Genomic DNA, 26,147 nt, shown 5'->3' with positions numbered 1-26,147 from the left:
GACAGGACCGTGTCAGCGCCGTTGCAGGCGCACAAAGCTGTAGGGCAGGCCATTGGCTGCCACATGGCGGCTGCGCGAGACTTCCTGCCACTCGGGGCCCGGCGTGGGTGCGAAGGCGTCGCCTTCGTAGTCGCGTTCGATTTCAGTCACCTCGATGCTGTCGGCCAGCGGCAGGGCCTGGGCGTAGATCTGGGCACCGCCCATGACCCACACGTCGGCGGATGCCTGGCGGCCCAGCGCCAGGGCCTGCTCCAGGCTGGTGGCATGCAGCACGCCGGGGGCGGCTGGCTCGGGTGCCCAGTCCGCCTGGCGCGTGACCACGATGTTGGTGCGCCCGGGCAGCGGCCTGAAGCGGGCCGGCAGCGAGTCCCAGGTCTTGCGGCCCATGACCACGGCCGAGCCCTGGGTCAATTGCTTGAAGTGCGCCAGGTCCTCGGGCAGGTGCCAGGGCATGGCATTGTCCTTGCCGATGACGCCGTTGGCGGCGCGTGCGTAGATGAGATGGATGGCCATCGGGCGGGTCTTTCTGCTGCCTCAGACGGCCACGGGGGCCTTGATGGGCTCGTGGTGCTGGTAGCCGACGACCTCGAAGTCCTCGTACTCGTAGCCGAAGATGGAGTCGGGCCGGCGCTTGATCTGCAGCGTCGGGTAGGCGAAGGGCTGGCGCGCCAGCTGGGTCTCGACCTGGGTGAAGTGGTTGTTGTAGATGTGGCAGTCGCCACCGGTCCAGACGAAGTCGCCCACCTCCAGGTCGCATTGCTGGGCCAGCATGTGGGTCAGCAGCGCGTAGCTGGCGATGTTGAAGGGAACGCCCAGGAAGATGTCCGCGCTGCGCTGGTACAGCTGGCAGCTGAGCTTGCCGTCGGCCACGTAGAACTGGAAGAAGGCGTGGCAGGGCATGAGCGCCATCTGCGGCAGGTCGGCCACGTTCCAGGCGCTGACGATGATGCGGCGGCTGTCCGGGTTGCTCTTGAGCTGCTTGACCACTTCGGCGATCTGGTCGATGTGGCCGCCGTCCGGCGTCGGCCAGTTGCGCCATTGCACGCCATAGACCGGGCCCAGGTCGCCGTCCTCACGGGCCCATTCGTCCCAGATGGTGCAGCCGCGCTCCTGCAGCCAGCGCACATTGCTGTCGCCGCGCAGGAACCACAGCAGTTCCAGGATGATGGACTTGAGGTGCACCTTCTTGGTGGTGACCAGCGGAAAGCCTTCGGACAGGTCGAAGCGCATCTGGTGGCCGAACACGCTGCGCGTGCCCGTGCCGGTACGGTCGGTCTTGGACACGCCGTGCTCGTACACATGGCGCATGAAATCTTCGTACTGGGAGCGGGCTGGGCGGGGCGCAGGAGTCGTGTTCATCTTCCGGATTATCCCTTGATGAATACGGCGCCTTGTCCGACGGTATCCATGCCCCTTGAAACAAGGTCTTGCGCCCCGGGTGCGAAAATGCCCGCAGACTGGTGCCGGTGCATTGCCCAGGCTTTCGCACCGGCGTCACCGCTTTTTTCGCATCCGCTTTGACAAGGAGCTTGCGCATGTCTTCCATGCTCTCCCCCTGGCAGGCCGCCGTTGCATTGGGTGTCGCCATGCTGGCGCTGACAGCCTGCGATCCGCGTTCTCCCTCCGTCCCGACTCCCAAGGCCGCGCAGTCCGTCGCACTCGATGTGGCTGCGCCAGCTCCGGAATTGGTGCTGGCGTTTCCCGCGCGCACGCGCATGCCCTCCACCGCCAAGGCGGGGGAGCCCGGCCTGGACAGCCTGGCCGAGTACGTGGGCAAGTATCCCTACGACGGCACCAACTACCTGGAGCAGGGTGTGCTGGCCGACCGGCTCAAGGCGCTGCTGGGCACCAGCTACCCGACCCTGCTGAGCAATATGCGTACCGTGGGCCCGCTGACCAAGGAAGGAGATGTCTGGAGCATCGTCGGCCTGCGCCCGCACCAGGGCGGCGAGGAAATGGGCGCCATCGTGATCGATCCCGCCCGCAATGCCCTGCGCGTGTGGCTGCTCACCGGCGGCAAACAGTCCGACTTCTCCGATGCGGCCGGCGCCGATATCGCCTGGCCCGAACAGGTCAACAAGACGATGGCCAATATCGAGGCCAAACCGGTTTCCTGACAAGGCAGGCACGGGCCGCTCCTGGCTCAGGACGGCGCGTGCAAACCCGGCGCTGCCCCAGAAGGGGCGGCGTTGCGCTCAGGAGGCTTGCCTTGGCAGGATGCAGCCCGGGTTCATCAGTCCCTGCGGGTCCAGCGCCTGCTTGATGGCGCGCATCATGCCCAGCGCCACGGGGGACTGGTACTTCTGCAGCTTGTCCACCTTGAGCGCACCCACGCCGTGCTCGGCCGAGAACGAGCCGCCGAATTCGGCCACGGCTTCATAGACGAGGTGGTTGACCAGGTGCTCTCGCTCGTTGAGGAAGGCCTTGGCGTCACCGCCCTCGGGCGCCTGCACGTTGTAGTGCAGGTTGCCGTCGCCCAGGTGGCCGAAGTTGACCAGGCGCACGCCAGGGATCTCGCGCTGCAGCACGGCATCGGTGTGCTCGACGAAGGCGGGGATGCGCGATGCGGCGATGGAGATGTCGTGCTTGATGTTCAGGCCTTCCTCGGCCTGGGCCAGCGGAATGCTTTCGCGGATGTGCCACAGCTCATGGGCCTGCGACAGGCTTTCGGCCACCACGGCGTCGAGCACGCAGCCGTCCTCGAAGGCCAGCTCCAGCAGCGCCTCGAAACGCTCGCGCGCATGCTGCTCGGACTCGCTGTCCGAATTCTCGACCAGCACGTAGTAGGGCGGCGCGCCGATCAGCCCGGCAAAGGGCACGCGCAGCTGGGGCATGTGCTTGATCACCAGCGACAGAGCGAACTGGCCCATGACCTCGAAGCCCGTCAGGCCCGCGCCCAGGTACTGGTGCGCCATGCCCAGCAGGCGCACGGCCGCTTCCATGGAGGGCACGGCGGCGAAGGCCGTGAGCTGGGCCGCAGGCTGGGGGAACAGCTTCATGGTGGCGGCGGTGATGATGCCCAGCGTGCCTTCGCTGCCGATGAACAGGTCGCGCAGGTCGTAGCCGGTGTTGTCCTTGCGCAGGCCCTTGAGGCCGTCCCAGATCTCGCCCTGCGGGGTGACCACTTCCAGGCCCAGGCACAGTTCGCGCGTGTTGCCGTAGCGCACCACCTGGGTGCCGCCCGCGTTCGTGCCCAGGTTGCCGCCAATGGTGCAGCTGCCTTCGGCGGCCAGCGACAGCGGGAACAGCAGGCCCTCTTTCTCGGCAAGCTCCTGCAGGCTTTGCAGGATGCAGCCGGCCTCGACGGTGAAGCTCAGGTTGTCGCGGTCGATGTGGCGCACGGCATTCATGCGCGTGAGGCTGAGCACGACCTGCGTGCCGCTGTCGTCCGGCGTGGAGCCCACCGACAGGCCGGTGTTTCCGCCCTGCGGGATGATGCTGGTGCCTGCGGCCGCGCATTCGCGCACCACGGCGGCCACCTCGGCCGTGCTGGCCGGGCGTACCACGGCCAGGGACTTGCCGCGCACGCGGCGGCGCCAATCCTGTTCGTAGGCCACAAGGTCGCCCTCGGTGAGGACATGGGCTTCGCCGACGATCTGGCGCAGGCGTTCAAGCAGTGCAGTCATGTTGCAACTTCTTTCAAAGACGTGAAGGCATGAAAACGGGGGGCTCAGCCGCCGGCCGCCTGGGCCGCGCGGCGCGCGCTGCGCTGGCGCCAGCGCACATGCAGGGCGCAGGCGGTGAACAGCATCAGGCACAGGAAAACTTCGAGCAGCGCCAGCCAGCGCCCGGGCGCGGGGTCGCTCCAGGCGCGCACCACGCCCTCGGTGAAATAGATCCACACCAGCAGGCTGACCCAGCGGTAGGTATACATGCGGTGCTTGAGCAGGCCGATCAGCGGAATCGCCAGCGGCAGGGCCTTGAGCACAAGCCAGGAGCCCCCGGGCCGCATGGGCGCCAGCCACAGTTCCCAGGCCAGGCTCAGCACTATCAGGCCCATGAGGCTGGAGACCGCCAGCCAGCGGGTGGCGGCGACATCGGCGCCGGGGCGAGAAATGGAATCAGTCATCGGGGTGGCATCATATCGGCCATGGTCTTGACCTTTGAACATGTGATTGCTTGGATGGCCGCGCCCGCTGCAGACATGCGCCTTGCGGCGGAGATGGGGCGATGAGCGGCGGCCCCGAAAAGGAGCCCGTCGATGGCCTGGAGGATGGCTCCCTGGCGCTGCCCGTTCCTGCCCGGGAGCGCGGCCTGTCCCTGGCCGAGCCGCCCGAGCCTGCGGTGCCGAGATCGTGGCGCGAACGCTGGCGCTGCTTTCCATGGCGCAATACCGCACACACGCTGCGCGAACGCTTTCGCGAGGACCGGCTGGGCGTGACCGCCAGCAGCCTGACCTTCACCACGGTGCTGGCCCTGGTGCCGTTCTTCACGGTGGCGCTGGCGCTGTTCACGGCCTTTCCCATCTTCTCCCGCGTGCAGATCGTGCTGGAGCGCTGGCTGATCGACAGCCTGATCCCCGAGACCATCGCGCGCCAGGTGCTGGGCTATCTGACGCAGTTCGCCTCCAAGGCCAGCCAGCTGGGCATGGCCGGTTTTTCCATTCTGGTGATCACGGCGGTCGCGCTGATCCTCACCATTGACCGCACGCTCAACAACATCTGGCGCGTGCGCCAGTTGCGGCCGCTGGGCCAGCGCGTGCTGATCTACTGGGCGGCGATCACGCTGGGCCCCCTGGTGCTGGGCCTGAGCCTGGTGCTGTCGTCCTATGTGATGTCGGCCTCGCGCGGGCTGGTCAATGCGCTGCCCGAAGGCTTGCGCTTCATCTTCGATTCCATCGAGTACCTGGCGCTGGCCGCTGGCATGGCGGGCCTGTACCACTACGTGCCCAACACGGCGGTGCGCTGGCGCCATGCCTGGGTGGGCGGCCTGTTCGTGGCCACCTGCATGGAGCTGGCGAAGAAGGCGCTGGGCCTGTACCTGGCCTCGGTGCCTACCTATTCGGTCATCTACGGCACCTTCGCCACGCTGCCCATCCTGCTGATCTGGATCTACATGGCCTGGGTCATCGTGCTGCTGGGCGCCGTGGTCACGGCCTACCTGCCCATCGTGATGGCGGGCGTGCAGCGCATGCCGGGCCAGCAGGGCTGGCAGTTCGAGATGGCCGTGGAGATCCTGCAGTACCTCGCACAGGAGCGCGAGTCGCCCGCCAAGGGCTTGTACGCCAGTGATCTGGCGCGGCGCCTGCGTGTGGACTGGCAGCAGATCGATCCGGTGCTGCAGGCGCTGTCGGTGCTGGACTGGGTGGGCACGGTGCAGGCCCCCGGCACTGTGGCGGCCAGCGAAGGCCCCGAGCCCCGCTACATGCTGCTGGTGGAGCCCCATCGCACGCCGCTGCAGCCGCTGGTGCAGCGTCTGCTGCTGGCGCCGTCGCCGGCCGTGCAGCCGCTGTGGGATCGCACGGGGCTGGCAGGCATGACGCTGGCCGATCTGCTGGAGCAAAGGCCGCAGGCTCCGGTCTAGAGCGGGATGCGGCCCGTCAGGATGTCGCGCCACATCACCCAGTCGCCGCGAAAGCTGTAGAGCGGGCGCTTGAAGCTGGCGGGCCGGTTCTTCTCGAAGCCGAAATGCCCTATCCAGGCAAAGCCGTAGCCAAACAGCAGGCCGCCCAGCAGGAACCAGAAATTGCCGGTCAGGAACAGCGCGAACAGGCACAGCAGCGCCAGCGTGGAGCCCACGAAGTGCAGGCGCCGGCAGGTGCGGTTGCTGTGCTCCTGCAGGTAGAACGGATAGAACTCGGCAAAGCTCTTGAACTGGCGCGGGTCCACGGCAGCCTGTGCGGCGCCGGGCAGGGGAGCGGAAGCGTGTGACATGGCAGGCCTTCGCAAGCATGGGGTAGGGTCAACTTATACGCTGCTGCCTTGCCGCTCACCATCGGAGGAACCCGCGCGCCCAGATTCGCAAAAGCTGCCCCGAGAGAGACAAAAGCTGCCGCATTCCGCCCTGCGCGTCGCCACGGTGTCGCCCTCTGGCGGCATGCGGGCGCATGATGTCTGCCGGGCCGGCGCTGACCGGCATGGAGTTTTTCGATGCCTTCCTCCTGCATGACCGACATCCCCGCATCCCTGAGCGAAACCCGCATTTCCACGCCCCAGGGCAGCATCTACGTCAGGCGCTGGCAGGCGCCGGCGGCCGGCGAAGAGTCCCTGGCCCGCGCGCCCATCGTGCTGCTGCACGACTCGCTGGGTTCGGTGGCGCTGTGGCGTGATTTCCCGCAGCAACTGGCCGAGGCCACGCGCCGCGATGTGCTGGCCTACGACCGGCTGGGCTTTGGCCAGTCCGACCCCTATCCGGGCACGCTGGGGCCGGGCTTTGTGGCCCGGGAGGCAGAGACCGTGTTTCCGGCAGTGCACCAGGGGCTGGGCCTTGGGGATTTCATCGTGCTGGGCCACAGCGTGGGCGGCGGCATGGCCGCCATGGTGGCGGCCCGATACGGCGCGCAGTGCAAGGCGGTGGTCACGGAGTCCGCCCAGGCCTTCGTGGAAGATCGCACCTTGCAGGGCATTCGTGCGGCCCAACAGGATTTCGCCCGGCCCGGCCAGCTGGCGCGCCTGGAGAAATACCACGGCGACAAGGCCGCCTGGGTGCTGTCTGCCTGGGTCGATACCTGGCTGTCGCAGCCGTTTGCCGACTACCGGCTGGACGAGGCGCTGGAGCGCGTGCGCTGCCCGGTGCTGGCCATCCACGGCGAGCATGACGAGTTCGGCTCCCTGGTCCACCCCGAGCGCATCCGCGACCGGGCGCGCGGCCCTGTGGAGGTGGAGATCGTGGCCGGTGGCGGCCACGTCCCCCACCGCGAACAGCCCGAGCGCATCGCCCAGCGCATCGCCCGTTTCCTGGCACGGGTCTGATCCCGGGTGGGCTTCATGGGCCGGCCTGGGCGGACGCCGAGAGCTCCGGCGGAAACAGCTTCTTCTTGATCACGGCGTGCACGCCCCAGTTGCCGTCCACCACCTGCGTCACGGCGAAGTCCACGGCCACGGAGATCAGCGATACGGCCTCGTCCTCGTCCAGCCCGTGGGCCAGCATCAGATAGCGCCTTGCCTTGTGGAAGGCGTCACGCATGGCGCCTTCCAGCGATGACTTGCGATAGACCTGGGACTGCGCCTGGCTGCCCAGTTCGGCCAGGTGGTCGGTGAAGCTGAAGCCCTGTATCACCCACTCGGAGCCGGTCTCCAGGAAAGGGTGGTCCAGCTCTGCAAGGAAGCGGTTGTCCAGCGCGGCGCGCTTGTGCACCCGCAGCTCGAAGCTGCCGGTCAGCGAGCATTCGATGGCCGTGCCGCACAGTTCCGAGTCGCCTTGGGATGCATGAGGGTCTCCCACCGAAAACAGTGCGCCTGGCACCGATACGGGCAGGAAGAGGGTGGCTCCCTTGCCCGCGCGCCAATTGTCCAGGTTGCCGCCGAAGTAGCTCGGCGGTATGGAGTCGATCAGGCCGGCCTCTCGCGGTGCCACGGCCAGCATGCCGAAATGCGGACGCAGCGGCACGCGTGCCTTGTCCAGCACACCAAAGCGCCGGGTGATGCTGGCGGGGTCCACGGGCACGCCCGGGTAGTCGATGGTCGGATGGACCACGCCGAAGGGGTCGGTCTGCGGCGTCCAGCGGTAGTTGTAGACGGCGCGGGCCGTGGGCTCCTCGGGCAGTGCGTGGTCGATTTCGTAGATGGTGACCACTTCGCGCTGGCGGGGCTCCGTGATCTGGTCGCGGTAGTGAAAGCCCCACCAGGCGGCGGCGTTGCTGCCGAAGACACGGCCGTGGTGGGCGGGGCTGCAGCTGGGGCGTGGCTGCACGTCGAGGATGCGTATCTCCAGCAGGTCGCCAGGTTCGGCCTCATGCACATAGACGGGGCCGGTGCAGATGTGCACGCCGAAGCCCTCGCCTGCGCCGCGGCCGTAGATCGAGGCATCCATCGGGCCCGCGCCGCGCCGGTCCACGGCCTTCTGGGCTGCGGTCCAGTGGAACACGCTTTCGGCGCCCGGATCGCCTTCGATCATGCGTTCCCAGTCGTCCGAGGCATGCTGGGTCAGCGTCTCCATGGTCACCACGTCACCCGAGCGCACCGAAAGCACGGGCTTGAGTGAACGGCTCAGGTAGCCCCAGTGCACGGTCTTGTCGGAGACCGGAAGGTAGTAGTGCTGGGGCGACGCACCACCATTGTCTGCGTGCGCCGAGCGCTTGGGCACAAGGGCCAGCGCCTGGGCGTAGCGTGCATGGTCGCGCAGCAGGGCCTGGAACGGGCTGTGTGCCAGGCGCGCTGCGGCCGGTTCTGCACCCTGCGCAGCGCTCTCGGCGGGCGAGGGGCGTCCGCGCTGGCCGGGCGGCGCATCCTGCACGCGCGCCGGACTGGCGCGATAGGCCTTGGGGGACAGGCCATAGCGGGCCGTGAAGGCACGGCTGAAGTTGGCGGCATCGCCAAAGCCCCAGCGAAAGCACAGCTCGGCAATGGAGCAATGCTGCAGCGAGCGGTTGCTCAGGTCCATGCGGCAGCGCTCCAGCCGGCGTTCGCGCAGGTAGGTGCTGAAGCTGGTGGCCGCTCCCTTGAACAGCTTTTGCAGATAGCGCGTGGACAGCCCCTCGGCTTCGGCGATGGCATCGATGGACAGCTCGGCATCGCCCAGCCGGGTTTCGATGGCGCGGCAGATGCGGCGCAGATGGCCAAGCTGCACGGCGCTGGGCGGCTCGGTCGCCTCGGCCTGCTCCTGGTCGGGATTGCCGGCGCGCGGTGTCAGGCAGGTGACCAGCATGTCGGTGAGCGTGGCCTCCACCGACAGCAGATCGTCCTGTGCCAGTGTGTCGATCTGCTCTGCCAGTGAGGCCGCCATTGCCATGCACATGGCCCCCACACCGCCTGTCCCGCCGATGTGCCTGGCCTCGGGCGGGCACGAGCGCAGAAGGCGGAGCAGAAAGCTCGAGGACTCCAGCCGCGCAAGCAGCAGGCGGCCGTCGCCGGGCAACTGCAGCTGCCAGTCCCGGTCTGACTCCAGCAGCAGCGCGGAGCCGGCCTTGAGCGGGAACGCGGCGTCCTCGACCACCGCATCGGCGCTGCCTTGCAGCAAGGCGCACAGCAGCAGGCCCGGGCCGCGCGGCCGCTTGGCCACGGCCCGCAGCGTCAGTGGCGAGGTGGCCAGCGTAATGAATACCGATCCCAGTGGCGAGCTGCGCAGCGCCAGGTGGGTGGCCGGTGGCGTGGGCGCTTCGCCATGGATGTCTGCCCTGGACAGCGCCTCATTGAGCGCAGCCTGCCGCAAGGCATCGGGAAATGCGTGGGTGGAAAAGCGTCTTGGATCGTCGTGCATCAGGGGCGAACTATGAACTGCCGCGTACTGCCTGTCCAAGCCCGGCGCACCGGATGGCAGCCGCGACAAGTTTTTGTGCGCGCAGGAACAACCGGCCTGGACATGCTCGCCTGGACACTGGCGCTGCCGGCACCGATCCACAACAGCAGGAGTATTTTCGATGACCATCCCCCACCAAGAACATATCTGCGGCCCGGGCTGCCAGCACGGTGCTTCGCCAGCCGATGAGACGCTGATCCGCGAGGAATTCCAGGTTGCACGCCGTTCCTTCCTGCGCGACGCCATGGTGGTCGGTGGCGGCGCGGTCTCGGCCGGCGCCATCAGCGGTGCGATGGCACCGTCCCGGGCCTTTGCCCAGGGCGCGCCCGGCGCCCGGGCCGGCCAGGGCATGGCCAGCCACTACTACATTCCCGCCTCTGCCAGTACCGTGCTCTGGGGCTACTTCAGCAGATCGGCCAAGCCGGTGGTCGAAGTCGAATCGGGTGACTACGTGACCATGGAGACGCTGACCCACCACGCCAATGACGATGCCGAACGCATGGTCCGGGGCGACCCGGGCGCCGAGAGCGTGTTCCACTGGGACAGCCAGCGCAAGAACGTCGATCGCCGGGGTGCCGGTCCCATGGATGCCAAGAACGGCGCAGGTGGGGGCCAGGGCGTGCACATCTGCACGGGGCCGGTACGCATCAAGGGCGCCCAGCCCGGCGATGTGCTGGAAGTACGCATCATTGATGTGGTGCCGCGCCCCTCGGGCAACCCGCAGTTCAAGGGCCGGACCTTCGGCAGCAATGCGGCGGCGAACTGGGGCTTTCACTATGGCGACACGCTCACCGAGCCCCGAAAGCGCGAGGTGGTCACCATCTACGAGGTGGATGCGACCGGCGAGCGCAACTGGGCCCGCGCCGTCTACAACTACCGCTGGACGCCGCAGACCGACCCCTTCGGCGTGGTCCACCCGACCATCGACTATCCGGGCGTGCCCGTGGACCACCGCACGATCAGCAAGAACGAAAACGTGCTGCGCAATATCCGCGTTCCCGTGCGCCCGCATTTCGGCACCATCGGCGTGGCGCCGGCCGAGGTGGAGATGGCCAGCTCCATTCCGCCCAACCACACGGGCGGCAACATCGACAACTGGCGCATCGGCAAGGGGGCGACCATGTATTTCCCCGTGGCCGTGCCAGGGGCCAACTTCACCGTGGGCGATCCGCATGCCTCGCAGGGGGACTCCGAGCTGTGCGGCACGGCCATCGAGTGCTCGCTGACCGGCACCTTCCAGTTGATCCTGCACAAGAAGGCGGACCTGCCTGGAACGCCGCTGGCCGAACTGGCCTATCCGCTGCTCGAAACCCAGGACGAATGGCTGCTGCACGGCTTCAGCTACGCCAACTACCTGGCGGAGCTGGGGCCGGATGCGCAAAACCAGATCTTCAAGAAGTCTTCCGTGGACCTGGCTCTGCGCGACGCCTATCACAAGATGCGCCACTTCCTCATGACCACCCAGGGGCTGGGAGAGGACGAGGCCATCTCGCTGATGTCGATCGCCGTGGACTTCGGCATCACCCAGGTGGTGGATGGCAACTGGGGCGTGCACGCGCTCGTGAAAAAGAGCATCTTCCCCGCGCGCGGGGCGTGAGTGCGTGAGTGAGTGCGTGCCTGCCCTGCGGGCAGGACCCGGCCGGTCTCAGCGCGCCAGGAAATCCCGGATGGCGAACAGCGTCTGGTCGGGCGCCTCGGTCATCTGGTTGTGGCCGCTGGGCAGGTGCACGATGCTGACCTGGCGCTGCGCGCCCCGGGCCGCCTCGATCAGGCCCTTGGCGGCCTTGGGCGGCGTCATCTGGTCCTGCTCGCCCAGGGCGAACAGGACCGGGCATTGCAGCGCCGCCATGGCCGCCTCGCCGCCCGCGTAGCTGTCGCAGGCCTTGAAGCCGGTGTGCAGCAGGTTGGTGCGGTCATTGCTGGCCAGCACGCGCCGGCCCAGCGCCATGCCGGCGCCGAACACCCAGCTGCCTGCGCCGCTGGGTGGCGCCAGCGTGGCGCGCGAGAACACATTGACCATGCGGATGGCCTGCTCTGGCGTGCTGAGCGCGGAGTCCAGCAGGGCGGGCGAGACCTTCATCGGGTAGGCCGTGCCCACCAGCACCAGGTGGCTGACGCGCGCGCCCAGCCGCGCGGCCGCTTCCATGGCGATCAGGCTGCCCCAGCTGTGGCCGACCAGCGCGGCCTTCTCGATGCCTGCCGCATCCATGAGCTGGCCGATGAAATCCGCCGCCGCCTCCACGCTGGCCGGCGCATCGCCTGCGCTGCGGCAGTGGCCCGGCAGGTCTATGGCCAGCACGTTCCAGCCGTGGTTGGCCAGGTAACGGCTTTGCAGTGCCCAGACGCTGTGGTCGCACAGCACGCCGTGGATGAGGATGGCCGTCGGCTGTGCGGGATTGAAGGCCTTGCCGCCGGTATAGGCGTAGATGGCGTGGCCGTGAACATCGATCTTCATTGTTGGTGTCTCCCTTGCCGATTCACGCGGCCTTCTCGGCCGCCTTGAGGGCGCGCTTGAGGTCGTCGATCAGGTCGTCTGCGTCTTCCAGCCCGATGGACAGGCGGATCGTGCCCTGGCCGATGCCGGCCTGGGCCAGCGCCTCGTCGCTCATGCGGAAGTGCGTGGTGCTGGCAGGGTGGATGACCAGGCTGCGGCAGTCGCCCACGTTGGCCAGGTGGCTGAAGACCTTGAGCGTCTCGATGAACTTGCGGCCCTGGTTGCGGTTGCCCTTGATGTCGAAGCTGAACACCGAGCCTGCGCCGCGCGGCAGCAGCTTCTTGGCGAGTTGGTGCGAGGGATGGGTATCGAGCAGCGGGTGGCCCACGCGGCCCACCAGCGGATGGCTGGCCAGGAATTGCACCACCTTCTCGGTGTTGCGGATATGGCGCTCCATGCGCAGCGGCAGCGTCTCTATGCCCTGCAGGATCAGCCAGGCCGTGTGCGGGCTCATGCAGGCGCCGAAGTCGCGCAGGCCTTCGCGGCGTGCGCGCAGAAGGAAGGCGCCAGTGCTGCTTTCCTCGCTGAACACCATGTTGTGGAAGCCGTCGTAGGGCTCGGTCAGCTCCGGGAAGCGTCCCGACTTTTCCCAGTCGAAGCTGCCGCCATCCACCACGATGCCCCCGACCACGGTGCCGTGGCCCGACAGGAACTTGGTGGCCGAGTGGTAGACGATGTCCGCGCCATGCTCCAACGGCTTCATCAGCCAGGGCGAGGTCAGCGTGGAGTCCACCAGCAGCGGCACGCCGGCCTCATGCGCGATGGCGCTGATGGTGGGGATGTCCAGCACATCCAGGCCCGGGTTGCCCACCGTCTCGCCGAAGAACAGCTTGGTGTTGGGGCGCACCGCGGCGCGCCAGCCGTCGATGTCGCCGGGCTTGACGAAGGTGGTTTCTATGCCGAAGCGCGCCAGCGTGTAGTGCAGCAGGTTCTGCGAGCCGCCGTACAGCGCCGTGCTGGCCACGATGTGGCTGCCCGCGCCCATGAGCGTGGCCACCGACAGGTGCAGCGCCGCCTGGCCGCTGGCCACGGCGATGGCGCCCACGCCGCCTTCCAGGGCCGAGACGCGCTGCTCCAGCACAGCATTCGTGGGATTGGAGATGCGGCTGTAGACGTGGCCTGGGCGCTCCAGGTTGAACAGCGAGGCCGCATGGTCGCTGGACTCGAACACGAACGAGGTCGTGAGGTGGATGGGCGTCGCGCGCGCACCGGTGGCGGGGTCGGGCTGTGCGCCCGCGTGCAGCGCCAGAGTGTCAAAGCCGGGATCCGAGTAGCCGGGCATTCCTGTCTCCATGGTTGTCAAGGCAAGCGGGCATTGTGGGCTATATTTCCCGGCAGACATGGGCTTGCCGCAACCACGGCGACACAGACAATCTTGGAGATACGGCATGAAAGTAAGTGACATCCTGCGCGTCAAGGGCAACACCCTCTACACGGTGTCGCCGGACGAAAGCCTGGCCAGCGCGGTGCAGGTGATGTCCGAGCGCGATATCGGCTCCCTCGTGGTCATGGAGCACGGCGACGTGGTCGGCATGCTGACCTTCCGCGAAGTGATCCAGGGCTTTGTCAAGCACGGCGGCGTGGGCGAGACGCTGGTGCGCTCGGCCATGGACGACGCTCCCATGACCTGCACCATGGAAACCGACATGGACGAGGTGCGCCGCATGATGCTGGACCGCCATGCGCGCTACATGCCGGTGATGGACAAGCGCATGCTGATGGGCGTGATCAGCCTGTACGACGTGGCCAAGGCCGTGGTGGACAGCCAGAACTTCGAGAACCGCATGCTCAAGGCCTATATCCGCGACTGGCCCGAAGGCGAGCGCCAGGGCGCGGACTGATCATCCGGTCGCGGCAAGACCGTCCCTGCCCATGCAGCAAGGCCTGCGACCGCAGAACGCGGCGCAGGCCTTGGTTTTTTTACGGCCGGGCGCAAGCCCGTTCAATGCACGCTGCTGCGCCGGGGCTTGAGCAATGCGCTGGGCGGCACGGCATAGGCCTGCCTGAAGACGCGGCTGAAGTGCGAGAAACTGGTGAAGCCGCAGGCCATCGCCACATCGGTCACGCGCCGCGCATTGTCGGCCTGCAGCAGCAGGTGGGCCTGGGCCAGGCGCTCGTTCCAGAGCCAGCGGCTGGGAGTCAGTCCCTCGGTGGCGAACAGGCGCGCCAGGCTGCGCAGCGACATGCCCAGGCCCTGGGCCACCTGCAGCGGCTTGAGCTCGGGGTCATCCAGCCGGGCCCGCATGTACTGCTTGGCCTGGGCAAGCCGGTTGCGGGTTCTGAAATCATCGGGCCTGGCTGAGACCAGCAGCATGGTCATCAGGGTGGGGTGAAGATTCTGGTCACCGGCATCCTGTTGAAGGATGGGTGAGGGCGGTGGAGTGCTGCTCGCAGGATCGCTGCGATCCTGGCGTTGCGTTGAGCCGGAAGAGGTCTGCATTTCACGAATCTCCCGCAAGTTGCGGCTGGTGCCTGAGGGATGGTCCGCAGGCGGTTGAAGAACAATGTTCTGTAATTCTAGCTATCAATATTTGTAATTTGATAGTTTTATTGTTTCTTTGCAGGAGATGGCTGCCTGCGCAATGCACCGCTGCAGCGGGAGCGGCGCCTGGGGGCGACCCGGGCATAATCATCGGCCTATGAGCGGCAACACCTTCGGAACCCTATTCACTGTCACCAACTTCGGCGAATCGCATGGCCCGGCCATCGGCTGCGTCATCGACGGTTGCCCGCCTGGCATGGCACTGAGCGAGGCGGACATCCAGCACGACCTGGACCGCCGCCGCCCCGGCACCAGCAAGTTCGTGACGCAGCGCAACGAGCCGGACGCGGTGGAAATCCTCTCGGGCGTCTACGAAGGCCGTACCACGGGCACGCCGATCGCTTTGCTGATCCGCAATACCGACCAGCGCAGCAAGGACTACTCCAACATTGCGCAAAGCTTTCGTCCCGGCCATGCCGACTACGCCTACTTCCAGAAGTACGGCATCCGTGATCCGCGCGGCGGCGGCCGCTCCTCCGCACGGCTGACGGCGCCCACGGTGGCGGCCGGCGCCGTGGCCAAGAAGTGGCTCAAGGAAAAATTCGGCACCGAGTTCCGCGCCTGCATGACCCAGGTGGGCGAGCTGTCGCTGCCCTTCGAGAGCTGGGAGCATGTGCGCAACAATCCCTTCTTTGCGCCGGTGGCCGATGTGTCCCGCTACGAGGAATACATGGATGCGCTGCGCAAGTCGGGCGACTCCTGCGGCGCCGCGCTGCGCGTGCAGGCCAGTGGCATGCCGGTGGGCCTGGGCCAGCCGCTGTATGACCGCCTCGATGCCGACGTCGCCTACGCCATGATGGGCCTGAACGCCGTCAAGGCCGTGGAGATCGGCGCGGGCTTCGACAGCGTGGTCCAGCGCGGCACCACGCACGGCGACTCGCTGAGTCCTGAAGGTTTTCGCAGCAACAACGCCGGTGGCATCGTGGGCGGCATCAGCACGGGCCAGGATCTGGAGGTGCGCATCGCCATCAAGCCCACCAGTTCCATCATCACGCCGCGCGAGTCCATCGACACCCAGGGCCAGAGCACCGAAGTCATCACCAAGGGTCGCCATGACCCCTGCGTGGGCATCCGCGCCGCGCCCATCGCCGAAGCGTTGCTGGCCCTGGTGGTGATGGACCACGCCCTGCGCCACCGCGCCCAGTGCGGCGACGTCGATTCAGGCCTGGCGCCGATTCCTGCCGCGGCGCCCTGAAAGCGCTGCCAGGACGCCAAAGAGAAAGCCGCCCAAGGGCGGCTTTCTTGTGTCCTGCCGGCCTGATCAGCCGGGATTGCGGACTTCATCCATGACGTTCTTGAAGTCGTCCACGTCCTCGAAGCTGCGGTAGACGCTGGCGTAGCGGATGTAGCCGACCTTGTCGAGCAGCTTGAGCTCGCGCATCACCATCTCGCCCAGGCGGCTGGAGAGCACTTCGCGCTCGCCCAGGTTGCGCAGCCGTTCCTCGATGCGCTCGATGGCGGCATCGATCTGCTCCGTGCTCACGGGACGCTTGCGCAGCGCAATCTTGAACGAACCCAGCAGCTTGGCGCGCTCGTACTCGATGCGCCGCCCGTCCTTCTTGACGATGGCGGGGAAGCTGACCTCGGGCCGCTCATAGGTGGTGAAGCGCTTGTCGCAGCCGCCGCATTGGCGGCGGCGGCGGATGAAGCCCCCATCCTCGGCCTCACGGGTCTCCACGACCTGGGTGTCCGGGTGGCTGCAGAACGGGCACTTCATGGCAGGCCTCTATGCGCTCAAATCAGGCGCCGTAGACCGGGAAGCGGGCCGTCAGCTCGGCCACCTGGGCGCGCACGCGAGCCAGGTTGGCTTCGTCGCTGGGGTTCTCCAGCACGTCGGCCAGCAGGTTGGCCGTCAGGCGGGCTTCCTCTTCCTTGAAGCCGCGCGTGGTCATGGCGGGCGTGCCCACGCGGATGCCGCTGGTCACCATCGGCTTTTCGGGGTCGTTGGGGATGGAGTTCTTGTTGATCGTCATGTGGGCGGCACCCAGTGCGGCTTCTGCCGCCTTGCCGGTAATGCCCTTGGCGCGCAGGTCCACCAGCATGACGTGGCTTTCCGTGCGGCCGGAGACGATGCGCAGGCCGCGGGCCGTCAGCGTTTCGGCGACGACCTTGGCATTCTTCACGACCTGCTCCTGGTAGGCCTTGAACTCGGGAGACAGTGCTTCCTTGAAGGCCACGGCCTTGCCGGCGATGACGTGCATGAGCGGGCCGCCTTGCAGGCCGGGGAAGATGGCGCTGTTGATGGCCTTCTCATGCTCGGCCTTCATCAGGATCACGCCGCCGCGCGGGCCGCGCAGGCTCTTGTGCGTGGTGGTGGTGACCACGTCGGCGTGGGGCACGGGGTTGGGGTACACGCCCGCGGCGATCAGGCCGGCGTAGTGGGCCATGTCCACCCAGAAGATGGCGCCGACTTCCTTTGCGATCTTGGCGAAGCGCTCGAAGTCGATGGCCAGGGCGTAGGCCGATGCGCCGGCCACGATGATGCGGGGCTTGTGCTCGCGCGCCAGCGCTTCCATCTTGTCGTAGTCGATGGCTTCTTCGGCGTTCAGGCCGTAGGAGACCACGTTGAACCACTTGCCCGACATGTTCAGCGGCATGCCGTGCGTCAGGTGGCCGCCTTCGGCCAGGCTCATGCCCATGATGGTGTCGCCGGGCTTGGCAAAGGCCATGAGCACGGCCTGGTTGGCCTGGGAGCCGGAGTTGGGCTGAACGTTGGCGGCCTCGGCGCCGAACAGCTTCTTGACGCGGTCGATGGCAAGCTGCTCGACCACATCGACGTTCTCGCAGCCGCCGTAGTAGCGCTTGCCTGGATAGCCTTCTGCGTACTTGTTGGTGAGCTGGGAGCCCTGGGCTTCCATCACGGCGGGCGAGCAGTAGTTCTCGCTGGCGATCAGCTCGATATGTTCTTGTTGACGCAGGTTCTCGGCCTGGATGGCGGCAAAGACTTCGGCGTCGACCTTCTCGACGGTATTGGTGCGTTGAAACATGGCAGTCCTGTGAACTTGAAATTCCCTTGAGGCCAAGGGCTGCCCAGGCGAACGGCGGAACACTCCAGATCCCGCGTGCGCATGGAGGCTGGGCGGTACGCTCCCCGGTGGTTCACAGAAGGTGGTTCTTTTCAGGCCTTCTGCTGGTTTCCACGTCAGCGGCAGCGGTGCGTGAAGCGGCTGCGCCTATCGCCAGTTGCGTACCCCGCTAGTGTAGCTGAGCTGATGGAGCCGAAGACAGGCGAGGGGCGTTGGCGAAGCCGCCTGCCTGGCAGATCAGCGGGTGCAGGCAGGCATGAAAAAAGCTGGCCTTAGCCAGCTTCGTGCGCCATGTCGGTGGTTCCGGTTACAGCGCCGGCTCCTGTGTCTGCAGGGCCACCTGTTCGGTGCGCGCGGACATGCTGCTCGAGCTGACCGGCACTGCCGGGGTGCCAGCGGACGCAGCCGAGGCCGCAGGTCCGGCTGCCTCGGCCGTGGATGTGGCCGGCTTGGTGGCTGCGATCTGGACGGCCTGCTTGGGCTGCTCGATCTTGGCGGTCATCAGCGGCACGGCACGCAGGCCGGCGGCCATGCGCAGGCGCTGGTGCTCGGCCAGCACCTTGGCGGCATAGCCGCCGTCGGTGGGCAGGTTGGCCGCGCCCACGTAGTAGCGCAGGCCACCTTCGATGGAGCCGGCGCGCTCAATGCACTCCTTGAGCACGCGCACGCCCACGCGCAGATTGCTGACGGGGTCGAACGCGGCGTTCTGGCCGCCGAAGTTCTCGTACTTGTCGGTATGCACCGTGGTCATCACCTGCATCAGGCCCTGCGCGCCGACAGCACTTTGCGCGAACGGATTGAAGCTGGACTCGATGGCCATGATGGCCAGGATCAGCGTCGGGTCCAGGCGGTTGACCTTGCCCAGGTCGTAGGCCTCGCTGACCAGTGCCGCGATGGGCTCGGGCGCCACGCGGTACTTCTTGCTGAGCCAGAAGGCCACGGCCGCCTGATCCTTGGGCAGGTTCTTCGGGTTGGTCGCCGTCGCGCGGTCGCTGGCCGCGAGTTCGACGGGCGCACCCAGCTCGGCCATCTGGCGAGCGGTCAGCCAGGAGCGCAGCTGGCTCTCTCCGGCATCGCGCAGGTCGGGACGGGCGAACAAGGTAATGGCCAGGAAGGCCACAGCCAGGCCCAGAAGGGCGAAGCTGTTGTGGATGATGGCAAGAAAACCGTTGGCCACATCGATGGCGAACGTTCGCGCGGCGGCGAAAAATTTTCCTGACGCTGGCATAGCTTTTTCCTTTCTAGGGGCACCAACCCGAAACGGCCTTCGCCGAAGCGAAGGCCGGTGAGGCTGACACCCTGGATTGGGTGCTGCGGATCCGGGAGGCTGGCGCTTGGTGCACCATTGCGTTGTAGGCCTGCGGGATCTGCTCAGTCGTGAGGCAGCAGAAACAAAAAACGCTCTATTCGAGCGCTGGCGGATTCTAGGAGTTCACCAAATACACGGTCAACACTATGAAGTGCGTTTGTTAGATCGATGAATAATAACAAACCATGGATGCAAACACAGTTTCTGAGTGTTTGAGAGCAGGTTGCGTGCTACCGATGTGGGGCGCTTGCGGCGGTTGTACAGGGCTTCATGAAATTGCAATGAAATGCAAAAGCACTGGCAGGCCTGGCCTGCATCCTTCTATATTGGAGGCGACTGCTCCTGCAGTCGTCTCGCCAAGGTGGAAGACGGGTAAAAGTGGTGTTCGATGGTTCGGGCACAGTCGTTCAAGTCTTCTTCCGCGGCCTTCCTGGAAGCAATCTCTTGCTTCCGAGCAGCAAGGACCATCCTCTCCTTGACTGCGGAAAACGGCCAGGACTTGTGCCTGCCGTAAAGCCCGGAAGCCGGTTCAAGGCTTCCGGGCTTTGTCGTTCCAGGGTGACTGCAACGTCAAGAAATGTGCGGTGATGCGGGTTGAGGTCTTGCTGCCAGCCCAATTTCTGATGCAATGCAGCCACCGCTGCGTCCTCTGTCCAGGATGGCGCCGTATTAGTTATTAGAGCCCCATGCAATTTCTCTTCAAGCACCGCTGGCTGCGCAGGCTGGCCATCGCCTTTGCAGCGTTTCTTTTGCTGTGGCTGCTGCTGTGGGCGCTGGTGCCCGTTGTCGCCAAAAGCCAGCTGGAAAAGCAGGCATCGGTCAAGCTGGGTCGCCAGGTCCATGTGGGGGCAGTGGAGTTCCGGCCCTGGTCGCTGGAGCTGACCCTGCGTGATCTGCGCATTGCCAAAAGCCAGCCGGCGGGCGCAGGGCAGGCAGAACCCGCGCCGTCGTCGCCACAGCTGCAGGTCGACCGCATCTATGTGAATGCCAGTATCCAGTCCCTCTTCAGGCTGGCACCTGTCCTGGATGCCATCGAAGTCGATGCGCCGGTGCTGCGCCTCACGCAGCAGAGCCTGGGGCACTTCGATGTGGATGATGTGCTGGCCCGGTTGGCCGAGCCCAGCGATACGCCGCCGGCCAAGCCCTTGGGCTTTGCGCTGTACAACATTGCGCTGCGCGACGGCCGCGTGCAATTGCAGGACGATGTCCAGCAGCGTGAGCACATGCTGGATCAGCTGCAGCTGAAGCTGCCGTTCATCAGCAATCTGGAGTCCAAGCGCGAGATCAAGGTGCTGCCGCACCTGTCCTTCGCACTCAACGGCAGCCGCTTTGAATCCAGTGCCCAGAGCACGCCTTTCACCGACCAGCGCCAGACGGCCGTCGATCTGAGCTGGCAGGGCGTGGACCTGACGCCTTACCTGGGCTATGTGCCCGCCAATGCTCCCGTCAAGCCGCGCTCCGGCGTGCTGGATACCAATCTGCACATCTCCTTTGAGCAGGCCGAGCAGGCCGTGGTGCGGATCACCGGCGAGGTCAGCCTGTCCGGTGCCGAGTTGCTTGACCGCGATGAGGCGCCCCTGCTGCGTTTCGAGCGCCTGGCGGCCGTGCTCAAGAACGTGCAGCCCCTGCAGTCGGTGGTGGAGCTGGAGTCCGTGCAGTGGAGCGCTCCAGAGATTTTCGCGGCCCGTGATGCGCAAGGCCGCATCAACTGGATGGCGATGGGCAGTCGCTCTGCCTCCGATTCCAGGCCGGCAGTGGAAAAGCCTGCCTCCGATGCGCCTCAGCCCTGGAAGGTGAGCCTGGACAGGCTGGCCATTGCCGATGCCACGGTGCATTGGCGCGATGCGTCGCCCGGCGCAGGCCAGTCGGGTGCGGCGCTTCAGGCGCGCCAGCTGTCATTGGAAGTGCGCGATGTCCGCTGGCCGCTGGAGCAGCCTTTGCAATTTGATGCCGGCATGCAGGTGCAGTCTGCAGCGGCAGGAGAGGGCGCAAAACCCGCCGAACTGAGGCTGAGCGGCGCCATGACCGACAGGCAGGGGCAACTGGCCGTCTCCGCGCGCCAGTTGCCTCTGCAACTGGCGGCGCCGTATCTGTCTGCCCATCTCAAGCCGGAGCTGACCGGCCTGCTGAGCACCGACGCCGGCCTGGGCTGGAGCGGCTCCGCCATGGTGGTGCAGGTGGCCGAGCTGGGCGTGGAGCAGTTGAGCCTCAAGGACAAGGCCGCGCCGGTCGACATCGCGCGCCTGCAGCTGGAGCAGGTACAGGTCAATCTGGCCAGCCAGCAGGTTTCCGTGGGGCGCCTGGCGCTGCAAAAGCCGCAGCTGGGCGTGTCGCGCGACGCCCAGAGCCGGTGGATGTATGAGCAATGGCTGCCACCCGCAACCTCGGCACCTGCGACGCCGGACCCCGCCAAGGACAAGCCCAGGCCCTGGGGTCTGAGGCTGCAGGCCGTGGAAGTGGACGGTGGCGCCGTTGCGCTGCGTGACGAAGCGCCCGTGCGCAACGCCGATTCGGCGCGCACCGTGTCCCTGGATCTGAGTTCGCTGCGCCTGCGCCTGGGCGCCATCGAGCCGCTGGCGGCCAAGTCCGCTCCCACGCCGCTGGAGCTGTCCGCCCAGGTCGGCTCGGGCCGGCGCGTCCAGGCAGGATCGCTGAGCCTGCGCGGCGATCTGGGACTGGCGCCACTGTCGCTTCAGGGCAGGCTGCAGGCGCGCAGCCTGCCGCTGCACGCGCTGGAGCCCTACTTTGCCGACATGCTCAATGTGGAGCTGGTGCGCGCCGATGGCAATTTCCTGGGTCAGCTGCGCTTTGCCAGCCAGCCTGCCGGCCCCGAGCTGATGGTGCAGGGCGATGTCGAACTGGTGGATCTGCGCATGCGTTCCGCGCTGGCCTCGCCCGTGCAAGCCGGGGGTGAGGCTGCGGGGCAGGGCGCACCCAGCACGGCCGCAGGCGCCGTGGCAGCCGTGCTCAGCGAATCCACGGCCGACCGGGCCAAGGCTCGATCGGCTGCCTTGGGCCTGGGCCTGCGCGATGAACTCGTCGCCTGGAAAACCTTGGCCGTGCGTGGCCTGGACCTGCAGATGCAGCCCGCCCAGCCGCTGCGCCTGAGCGTGCGCGAGACGGCGCTCAGCGACTTCTTCGCACGCGTGATCGTGCAGCGCAATGGCCGCATCAATCTGCAGGACATCGTCAAGTCGGCCCAGTCTCAGCAGTCACTGGAGCAAAACACCGCGCCGGCTGCGGATGGCGCGGCGGCTCCTGCCGAGCCGGTCTCGCCGAAGGCCGCTTCCGGGCCTGCACCGGTCATCAAGATCGGCCCTATCGTGCTGACGGGCGGCAAGGTGCAGTTCTCCGACTACTTCATCCAGCCCAACTACTCGGCTGACCTCAGCGAGCTGGCCGGCCGCCTGAGCGCCTTCTCGTCCGAACAGCCGGCCGGGGAGCAGGGGCCGCAACTGGCGGATGTGGAGCTGCGCGGCCGCGCCCAGGGCACGGCTTCGCTGGAGATTACCGGGCAGGTCAATCCGCTGGCCAAGCCGCTGGCCCTGGACATACGCGCCCAGATGCGCGATCTGGAGCTGCCGCCGCTGTCGCCGTACTCCATCAAGTACGCGGGCCATGGCATCGAGCGCGGCAAGCTCAGCATGGATGTCAGCTACAAGATCGAGCCCGATGGCCAGCTCACGGCGCGCAACAAGCTGGTGCTGCACCAGCTCACCTTCGGCGAAGCCGTCGAAGGTGCGCCGGCCTCGCTGCCCGTGCGCCTGGCCGTGGCATTGCTGGCCGACCGCAACGGCGTCATCGACCTGGACCTGCCGGTCAGCGGCTCGCTCAACGACCCGCAATTCAGGTTGGCGCCAGTCATCTTCAAGATCATCGGCAACCTGATCATGAAGGCCGTCACCTCGCCGTTCTCGCTGCTGTCGGGCGCATTTGGCGGCAGCGGTGAGTCGGGCGTGGTGGCCTTTGCGCCGGGCCGATCCCAGATCGATGCCAAGGCCCGCGAAAGCCTGGGCAAGGTGGTCGCCTCCCTCAAGGAGCGCCCGGCCCTCAGGCTCACCGTGATCGGCGAGGCGCGCGAGGCCCAGGACAAGGAGGCCTGGAAGCAGGCCGAACTCGATCGCCTGTTGCTGGCCCAGAAGCGCCGCCAGGTGCTGCGCGAGGGCAAATCGGCAGAATCGGTGACCGAGTTGTCTGCTGCCGAAGTGCCGGCTTTGACCAAGGCGCTTTACAGCCGTGCCGACTTTGCCAAGCCGCGCAATGTCATCGGCATGGCCAAGGACTTGCCCACCGACCAGATGCGCAGCCTGCTGCTGGAGCAGATCACCGTGCCCGACGATGCCATGCGCGAGCTGGCGCTGGCGCGCGGCGTGGCCGTTCGCGACTATCTGGCGCAGCAGCAGTTGCCGCTCGAGCGCCTGTTTCTCGGGGCCCCGAAACTGGATTCCGACGACCAGGAATGGAGCCCGCGCGCCCAGCTCAGCCTGTCCGCACAGTAGCCCGGTTTTGGCTCCGCTTCAAATAACGGCGAGAATATGGTTTTCCCGGCCCGGCTAGCATGCCTGCATGCAGCCCGGCCGGCCGCGTCTGGCGGCCCGCGGCAGCCAGGCATTCAACGATTGATTCATGTCTTCTCTTTCCCCCCGCAGCACCATGTCCGATGCACCTGAAGTGAGCCCTGCTTCTGCCAAGAATCCTGAACAACACCCCTTGGATGTGCTCACGGGCGGTGCCTTCTCCGCCGAAACCTCGGGTGATCGCGCCTCGCGCATCCGCGACTGGCTGGCAACCCAGCCTTCGGTCGAGCAATTGCAGGACGTCCTCAAGGAGCTGAGCGCGCGCGACAAGAGCGCGGCCCGCGCCGTGCGTGAGCGTCTGGATGAAATCCGCCGCACCAAGGACCAGGAAAAGATCGCAGTGGAATGGGCTGAAAAGGCCCAGGCACTGCTGGTCGCATCGCCCTTCAATGCCGCCGACGCCATCGCCTGGCAGCGCGACGCCGCCAAGGCAGGCGCCCCGCTGTCGCGTGAGCCGCTGTCGCAGTACAAGGCCCAACTGGCCGAGCGCGTCAAGGCCATCGAGGAACTGCAGCATCGCGTGCAGGTCCAGCGCGAAGTGGCTGTCTTGCTGGCCCAGCGCATCGAAGTCCTGTCCACCAAGCCATGGCGCGACGCCCAGGCTGTGCTCGACAACCTGCGCGCCGACGTGGCCCGCTGGCAGGAGCAGGCCGGCGAGCTCACCGGCGATGCCAACTGGGCCAGCGTGGATGGACGCTTCCCGCCCCAGTTGGAAGCCGCCAGCGCACAGCTGATCCTTGTCTGGGATGCCTTCCAGTCTGCCCTTGCGCTGACCGAGGCCGCCGCAGCGGACGAAGCAGCCCCGCTGCCCACCGTGCCCGTGTGGGCCGATGAACTGCGTGTGGCGCGTGGCCTGCCTCCCGAGGCAGCGGCCGCCGAGCCGTCCAAGCCAGCGCCTGCCGGCCGCAGCGCAGCGCAGCCCAAGGCCAAGACGTCGCCTGAGCAGGTGGCTGCCGCCAGCGCTGCCCTGACCCAGGCGCTGGAACAGCTCCAGGCCGAGACGGCTGCTGGCGAAAGCAAGGCTGGCTCCGCTGCCGTGCAAGCCGTGCGTGCCGCCATCAAGGCCCATGGTCGTCTGGTGGACGACGCACTGGTCACCAAGGTGCACGAGGCCCTCTTGGCAGCAGGCGAAGCCGAAGGCTGGCCGCGCCAGAACGCAGACAAGCTGCGTGAGGAGCTGGTTGCCAAGGCGGAAGCTCTGCTGAACCGTCCTGAAGGCCAGGCGCTGGGCGGTCGCAAGATCCAGGAATCCCTGCGCAGCCTGCGTGAGCAGTGGAAGCTGGCCGACCAGGGCAGCGCGGCCAACCACGCTCTCTGGAAGAAGTTTGACGAAGCCTGCAACGCGGCCCACAAGGTGGTCGAGTCCTGGCACGACAAGCTGCGCACGGAAACCACCCAGTCCAAGGCACAGCGCCTGGCGCTGATCGAAGAGATCAAGGCCTGGGCAGCGCAGCAGGCCGCCAGCGAAGATCTCAAGGGTGCGGCCCGCGCATTGCGCCAGTTCGCTGAACGCTGGCGCGAGAGCGGTCATATCGGTGAAAAACTGTTTGCCGAGCTGCAGCCCCAGTTCAAGCAGGCCATGGCCCTGGCCGAGGCTCCGCTGCATGCTGCGCAAAAGGCCAGCCTGCAGCGCCGCCACGCCATGATCGACGAGGCCACGGCGCTGGGCGCCGCACCCAGCCTGCGCATCGATGCCGTCAAGGCACTGCAGCAGCGCTGGCAGGCCGAGGCACAGGCCGTGCCGCTGGATCGCAAGCACGAGCAAAAGCTGTGGGACGCCTTCCGCAAGCCCCTGGACGAGGCTTTCAACCGCAAGGGCAGCGAGCGTGGTTCCCGGGCCGCAGCCGTGCAGCTCAGCGACCACGACCGCCGCGTACTGGAGGCTTCGCAGGCCGTGGAAGCTGCCAACACATCGGGTGACGTGCAGCAAATCCGCGCTGCGGTGGAGGCTCTGGAGCAGGCGCTGCGCGGCCGTGCCGATGCCTCCGTCAACGCTGCCCAGCCGGAACAGGCGCCAGTGGCTGCGGCCGGCTCGGAAGAATCGCAAGCGAAGCCGGCGCCGGTGCGCCCCGTGGTTGCCGTGCGCGGGGATGATCGTCCCGGCATGAAGAAGGAAGAGGGTGGTGCGCGCGCTGCCCGTCCTGGCGACCGCCGCGACGGTGGCCGTGGCCGCGATGGAAGGGACGGACGCGACAACCGTGACAATGGCCGCTTTGGCCGCGAACCGCGTGAAGAGCGCGGTCCGCGCCTGGCCGATCCGGCCTTCCGTGCCCAGCGTGAAGCCATGGAGCATGCGCAGGACGCTCTGCGCAAGCTCGCGGCCCAGGCCCATGGCGAAGCGCTGACCCAGCTGATGGCAGCCTGGGAATCGCGTGACGCTACGCAGATTCCGGCGGCCCAGCAGCTCGGCGGTCGCGTGTCTGCGCAAGTGCGCAGCGCCTGGTCGCAGGCACTGGCCCAGGCGCCCAAGGGTGATGCGGGTGAAGCCCTGCTGCGCCTTGAAATGGCTGCCGACGTGCCCACGCCTGCAGAGCATCTGAGCGCCCGCCGTGCCCTGCAGCTGCAACTGCTGACGCGCCGCAACGATCCGGCCCCGCAGGAAACCTGGGGTAGCGATGCCGCGCGGGTGCTGGCATCGGCACGCGATGACGCCACCGCACGCCGCCTGCAGAACGTGCTCAAGCAACTGCTGCGCAAGTGACGGGGTGGGGTTGATACCTTCATCGTCAAGAAAGGGAGCCGTCGGCTCCCTTTTTTTTGGCCCTGCCGATACCTGATGGTGCTTGGGATGGAGGCACCCAAG

Annotated in this window: 20 protein-coding genes and 1 riboswitch; of the genes, 8 read left to right on the top strand and 12 right to left on the bottom strand. The window is 66.9% G+C overall.

What is annotated here, in order from left to right:
• Positions 1-12: 12 nt before the first annotated feature.
• Positions 13-513 carry a dihydrofolate reductase gene (locus ACF8O7_RS09595; protein WP_016447511.1) on the bottom strand — a complete coding sequence of 167 codons (501 nt, stop codon included), beginning with the start codon at positions 511-513 and terminating at the stop codon, positions 13-15.
• A 21-nt stretch (positions 514-534) separates the two neighbouring features.
• The gene (locus ACF8O7_RS09590; protein ID WP_034400291.1) at positions 535-1,359 is read right to left on the bottom strand and encodes a thymidylate synthase; all 825 of its coding nucleotides are present in this window, start codon (positions 1,357-1,359) and stop codon (positions 535-537) included.
• A gap of 176 nt (positions 1,360-1,535) precedes the next feature.
• Between ACF8O7_RS09590 and ACF8O7_RS09585 the strand changes: the two genes are divergently transcribed.
• The gene (locus ACF8O7_RS09585) at positions 1,536-2,117 is read left to right on the top strand and encodes a hypothetical protein (protein ID WP_016447509.1); all 582 of its coding nucleotides are present in this window, start codon (positions 1,536-1,538) and stop codon (positions 2,115-2,117) included.
• Positions 2,118-2,195: 78 nt separating this feature from the next.
• Here the strand turns inward: ACF8O7_RS09585 and ACF8O7_RS09580 are convergent, their stop codons facing one another.
• Together ACF8O7_RS09580 and ACF8O7_RS09575 are read right to left on the bottom strand one after the other, a co-directional pair.
• Positions 2,196-3,626, bottom strand: a complete 1,431-nt coding sequence (locus ACF8O7_RS09580; protein ID WP_016447508.1) for an FAD-binding oxidoreductase — start codon at positions 3,624-3,626, stop codon at positions 2,196-2,198.
• A gap of 44 nt (positions 3,627-3,670) precedes the next feature.
• On the bottom strand, positions 3,671-4,069 hold the full coding sequence (locus ACF8O7_RS09575) for a DUF2069 domain-containing protein (protein ID WP_016451330.1): 399 nt from the start codon (positions 4,067-4,069) through the stop codon (positions 3,671-3,673).
• A gap of 101 nt (positions 4,070-4,170) precedes the next feature.
• On the opposite strand from ACF8O7_RS09575, the gene ACF8O7_RS09570 reads away from it, so the two are divergent.
• Positions 4,171-5,523: a YihY family inner membrane protein gene (locus ACF8O7_RS09570; protein WP_034367315.1), complete on the top strand. Its 1,353-nt coding sequence runs from the start codon at positions 4,171-4,173 to the stop codon at positions 5,521-5,523.
• On the opposite strand, the gene ACF8O7_RS09565 is transcribed toward ACF8O7_RS09570, so the two are convergent.
• Positions 5,520-5,873: an Mpo1-like protein gene (locus ACF8O7_RS09565; RefSeq protein ID WP_016447505.1), complete on the bottom strand. Its 354-nt coding sequence runs from the start codon at positions 5,871-5,873 to the stop codon at positions 5,520-5,522. The genes ACF8O7_RS09570 and ACF8O7_RS09565 overlap by 4 nt on opposite strands.
• Before the next feature lie 216 nt (positions 5,874-6,089).
• Here ACF8O7_RS09565 and ACF8O7_RS09560 point away from each other — a divergent pair, with 216 nt between their 5' ends.
• Complete coding sequence (locus ACF8O7_RS09560; protein ID WP_016451331.1) at positions 6,090-6,911, top strand: alpha/beta fold hydrolase; 822 nt, start codon at positions 6,090-6,092, stop codon at positions 6,909-6,911.
• Positions 6,912-6,924: 13 nt separating this feature from the next.
• Here the strand turns inward: ACF8O7_RS09560 and ACF8O7_RS09555 are convergent, their stop codons facing one another.
• Entirely contained in the window at positions 6,925-9,357 is a 2,433-nt protein-coding gene (locus ACF8O7_RS09555) for an acetamidase/formamidase family protein (RefSeq protein WP_047326720.1), read from the bottom strand.
• Between the two features lie 160 nt (positions 9,358-9,517).
• Between ACF8O7_RS09555 and ACF8O7_RS09550 the strand changes: the two genes are divergently transcribed.
• Entirely contained in the window at positions 9,518-10,993 is a 1,476-nt protein-coding gene (locus tag ACF8O7_RS09550) for an acetamidase/formamidase family protein (RefSeq protein ID WP_034367320.1), read from the top strand.
• 48 nt (positions 10,994-11,041) lie between these two features.
• Here the strand turns inward: ACF8O7_RS09550 and ACF8O7_RS09545 are convergent, their stop codons facing one another.
• On the bottom strand, positions 11,042-11,851 hold the full coding sequence (locus ACF8O7_RS09545) for an alpha/beta fold hydrolase (protein WP_047326721.1): 810 nt from the start codon (positions 11,849-11,851) through the stop codon (positions 11,042-11,044).
• Between the two features lie 22 nt (positions 11,852-11,873).
• Entirely contained in the window at positions 11,874-13,172 is a 1,299-nt protein-coding gene (locus ACF8O7_RS09540) for an O-acetylhomoserine aminocarboxypropyltransferase (RefSeq protein ID WP_017406117.1), read from the bottom strand.
• 106 nt (positions 13,173-13,278) lie between these two features.
• Here ACF8O7_RS09540 and ACF8O7_RS09535 point away from each other — a divergent pair, with 106 nt between their 5' ends.
• Positions 13,279-13,731 (top strand): CBS domain-containing protein, encoded by a 453-nt coding sequence (locus ACF8O7_RS09535; protein ID WP_012206758.1) that lies wholly within the window; start codon positions 13,279-13,281, stop codon positions 13,729-13,731.
• Between the two features lie 101 nt (positions 13,732-13,832).
• Here the strand turns inward: ACF8O7_RS09535 and ACF8O7_RS09530 are convergent, their stop codons facing one another.
• Complete coding sequence (locus tag ACF8O7_RS09530; RefSeq protein WP_231574343.1) at positions 13,833-14,204, bottom strand: helix-turn-helix domain-containing protein; 372 nt, start codon at positions 14,202-14,204, stop codon at positions 13,833-13,835.
• Between the two features lie 325 nt (positions 14,205-14,529).
• Between ACF8O7_RS09530 and aroC the strand changes: the two genes are divergently transcribed.
• Complete coding sequence (gene aroC / locus ACF8O7_RS09525) at positions 14,530-15,627, top strand: chorismate synthase (protein WP_016447498.1); 1,098 nt, start codon at positions 14,530-14,532, stop codon at positions 15,625-15,627.
• A gap of 66 nt (positions 15,628-15,693) precedes the next feature.
• Here the strand turns inward: aroC and nrdR are convergent, their stop codons facing one another.
• From nrdR to ACF8O7_RS09510, 3 genes are all read right to left on the bottom strand, one after another.
• Positions 15,694-16,149, bottom strand: coding sequence for a transcriptional regulator NrdR (nrdR, locus tag ACF8O7_RS09520; protein ID WP_012206755.1), 456 nt, complete (start codon positions 16,147-16,149; stop codon positions 15,694-15,696).
• A 22-nt stretch (positions 16,150-16,171) separates the two neighbouring features.
• Positions 16,172-17,419: a serine hydroxymethyltransferase gene (gene glyA, locus ACF8O7_RS09515; RefSeq protein WP_016447497.1), complete on the bottom strand. Its 1,248-nt coding sequence runs from the start codon at positions 17,417-17,419 to the stop codon at positions 16,172-16,174.
• 34 nt (positions 17,420-17,453) lie between these two features.
• Positions 17,454-17,629: riboswitch (ZMP/ZTP riboswitch) on the bottom strand.
• Positions 17,630-17,765: 136 nt separating this feature from the next.
• Positions 17,766-18,686 carry a lytic transglycosylase domain-containing protein gene (locus ACF8O7_RS09510; RefSeq protein ID WP_016447496.1) on the bottom strand — a complete coding sequence of 307 codons (921 nt, stop codon included), beginning with the start codon at positions 18,684-18,686 and terminating at the stop codon, positions 17,766-17,768.
• Between the two features lie 767 nt (positions 18,687-19,453).
• Here ACF8O7_RS09510 and ACF8O7_RS09505 point away from each other — a divergent pair.
• Both ACF8O7_RS09505 and ACF8O7_RS09500 read left to right on the top strand, forming a co-directional pair.
• On the top strand, positions 19,454-23,266 hold the full coding sequence (locus tag ACF8O7_RS09505; RefSeq protein ID WP_392443204.1) for a DUF748 domain-containing protein: 3,813 nt from the start codon (positions 19,454-19,456) through the stop codon (positions 23,264-23,266).
• 154 nt (positions 23,267-23,420) lie between these two features.
• Entirely contained in the window at positions 23,421-26,045 is a 2,625-nt protein-coding gene (locus ACF8O7_RS09500) for a DUF349 domain-containing protein (RefSeq protein WP_026062569.1), read from the top strand.
• Positions 26,046-26,147: the final 102 nt, after the last annotated feature.

Source organism: Delftia sp. WSY_16 (assembly GCF_043104415.1).
GTDB lineage: Bacteria > Pseudomonadota > Gammaproteobacteria > Burkholderiales > Burkholderiaceae_C > Comamonas > Comamonas tsuruhatensis.
Note: the sequence above shows the minus strand (reverse complement) of the source record. Positions and strands in the feature narration are given on the sequence as shown.

Bases quoted from the DNA above. Each gene is read 5' to 3' on its own strand.
- glyA (WP_016447497.1), bottom strand. From the start codon at position 17,419: ATGTTTCAACGCACCAATACCGTCGAGAAGGTCGACGCCGAAGTCTTT.
- aroC (WP_016447498.1), top strand. From the start codon at position 14,530: ATGAGCGGCAACACCTTCGGAACCCTATTCACTGTCACCAACTTCGGC.
- ACF8O7_RS09595 (WP_016447511.1), bottom strand. From the start codon at position 513: ATGGCCATCCATCTCATCTACGCACGCGCCGCCAACGGCGTCATCGGC.
- ACF8O7_RS09550 (WP_034367320.1), top strand. From the start codon at position 9,518: ATGACCATCCCCCACCAAGAACATATCTGCGGCCCGGGCTGCCAGCAC.
- ACF8O7_RS09560 (WP_016451331.1), top strand. From the start codon at position 6,090: ATGCCTTCCTCCTGCATGACCGACATCCCCGCATCCCTGAGCGAAACC.
- ACF8O7_RS09545 (WP_047326721.1), bottom strand. From the start codon at position 11,851: ATGAAGATCGATGTTCACGGCCACGCCATCTACGCCTATACCGGCGGC.
- ACF8O7_RS09540 (WP_017406117.1), bottom strand. From the start codon at position 13,172: ATGCCCGGCTACTCGGATCCCGGCTTTGACACTCTGGCGCTGCACGCG.
- ACF8O7_RS09500 (WP_026062569.1), top strand. From the start codon at position 23,421: ATGTCCGATGCACCTGAAGTGAGCCCTGCTTCTGCCAAGAATCCTGAA.
- ACF8O7_RS09535 (WP_012206758.1), top strand. From the start codon at position 13,279: ATGAAAGTAAGTGACATCCTGCGCGTCAAGGGCAACACCCTCTACACG.
- ACF8O7_RS09505 (WP_392443204.1), top strand. From the start codon at position 19,454: ATGCAATTTCTCTTCAAGCACCGCTGGCTGCGCAGGCTGGCCATCGCC.
- ACF8O7_RS09565 (WP_016447505.1), bottom strand. From the start codon at position 5,873: ATGTCACACGCTTCCGCTCCCCTGCCCGGCGCCGCACAGGCTGCCGTG.
- ACF8O7_RS09570 (WP_034367315.1), top strand. From the start codon at position 4,171: ATGAGCGGCGGCCCCGAAAAGGAGCCCGTCGATGGCCTGGAGGATGGC.
- ACF8O7_RS09585 (WP_016447509.1), top strand. From the start codon at position 1,536: ATGTCTTCCATGCTCTCCCCCTGGCAGGCCGCCGTTGCATTGGGTGTC.
- ACF8O7_RS09590 (WP_034400291.1), bottom strand. From the start codon at position 1,359: ATGAACACGACTCCTGCGCCCCGCCCAGCCCGCTCCCAGTACGAAGAT.
- ACF8O7_RS09530 (WP_231574343.1), bottom strand. From the start codon at position 14,204: ATGCTGCTGGTCTCAGCCAGGCCCGATGATTTCAGAACCCGCAACCGG.
- ACF8O7_RS09580 (WP_016447508.1), bottom strand. From the start codon at position 3,626: ATGACTGCACTGCTTGAACGCCTGCGCCAGATCGTCGGCGAAGCCCAT.
- nrdR (WP_012206755.1), bottom strand. From the start codon at position 16,149: ATGAAGTGCCCGTTCTGCAGCCACCCGGACACCCAGGTCGTGGAGACC.
- ACF8O7_RS09555 (WP_047326720.1), bottom strand. From the start codon at position 9,357: ATGCACGACGATCCAAGACGCTTTTCCACCCACGCATTTCCCGATGCC.
- ACF8O7_RS09510 (WP_016447496.1), bottom strand. From the start codon at position 18,686: ATGCCAGCGTCAGGAAAATTTTTCGCCGCCGCGCGAACGTTCGCCATC.
- ACF8O7_RS09575 (WP_016451330.1), bottom strand. From the start codon at position 4,069: ATGACTGATTCCATTTCTCGCCCCGGCGCCGATGTCGCCGCCACCCGC.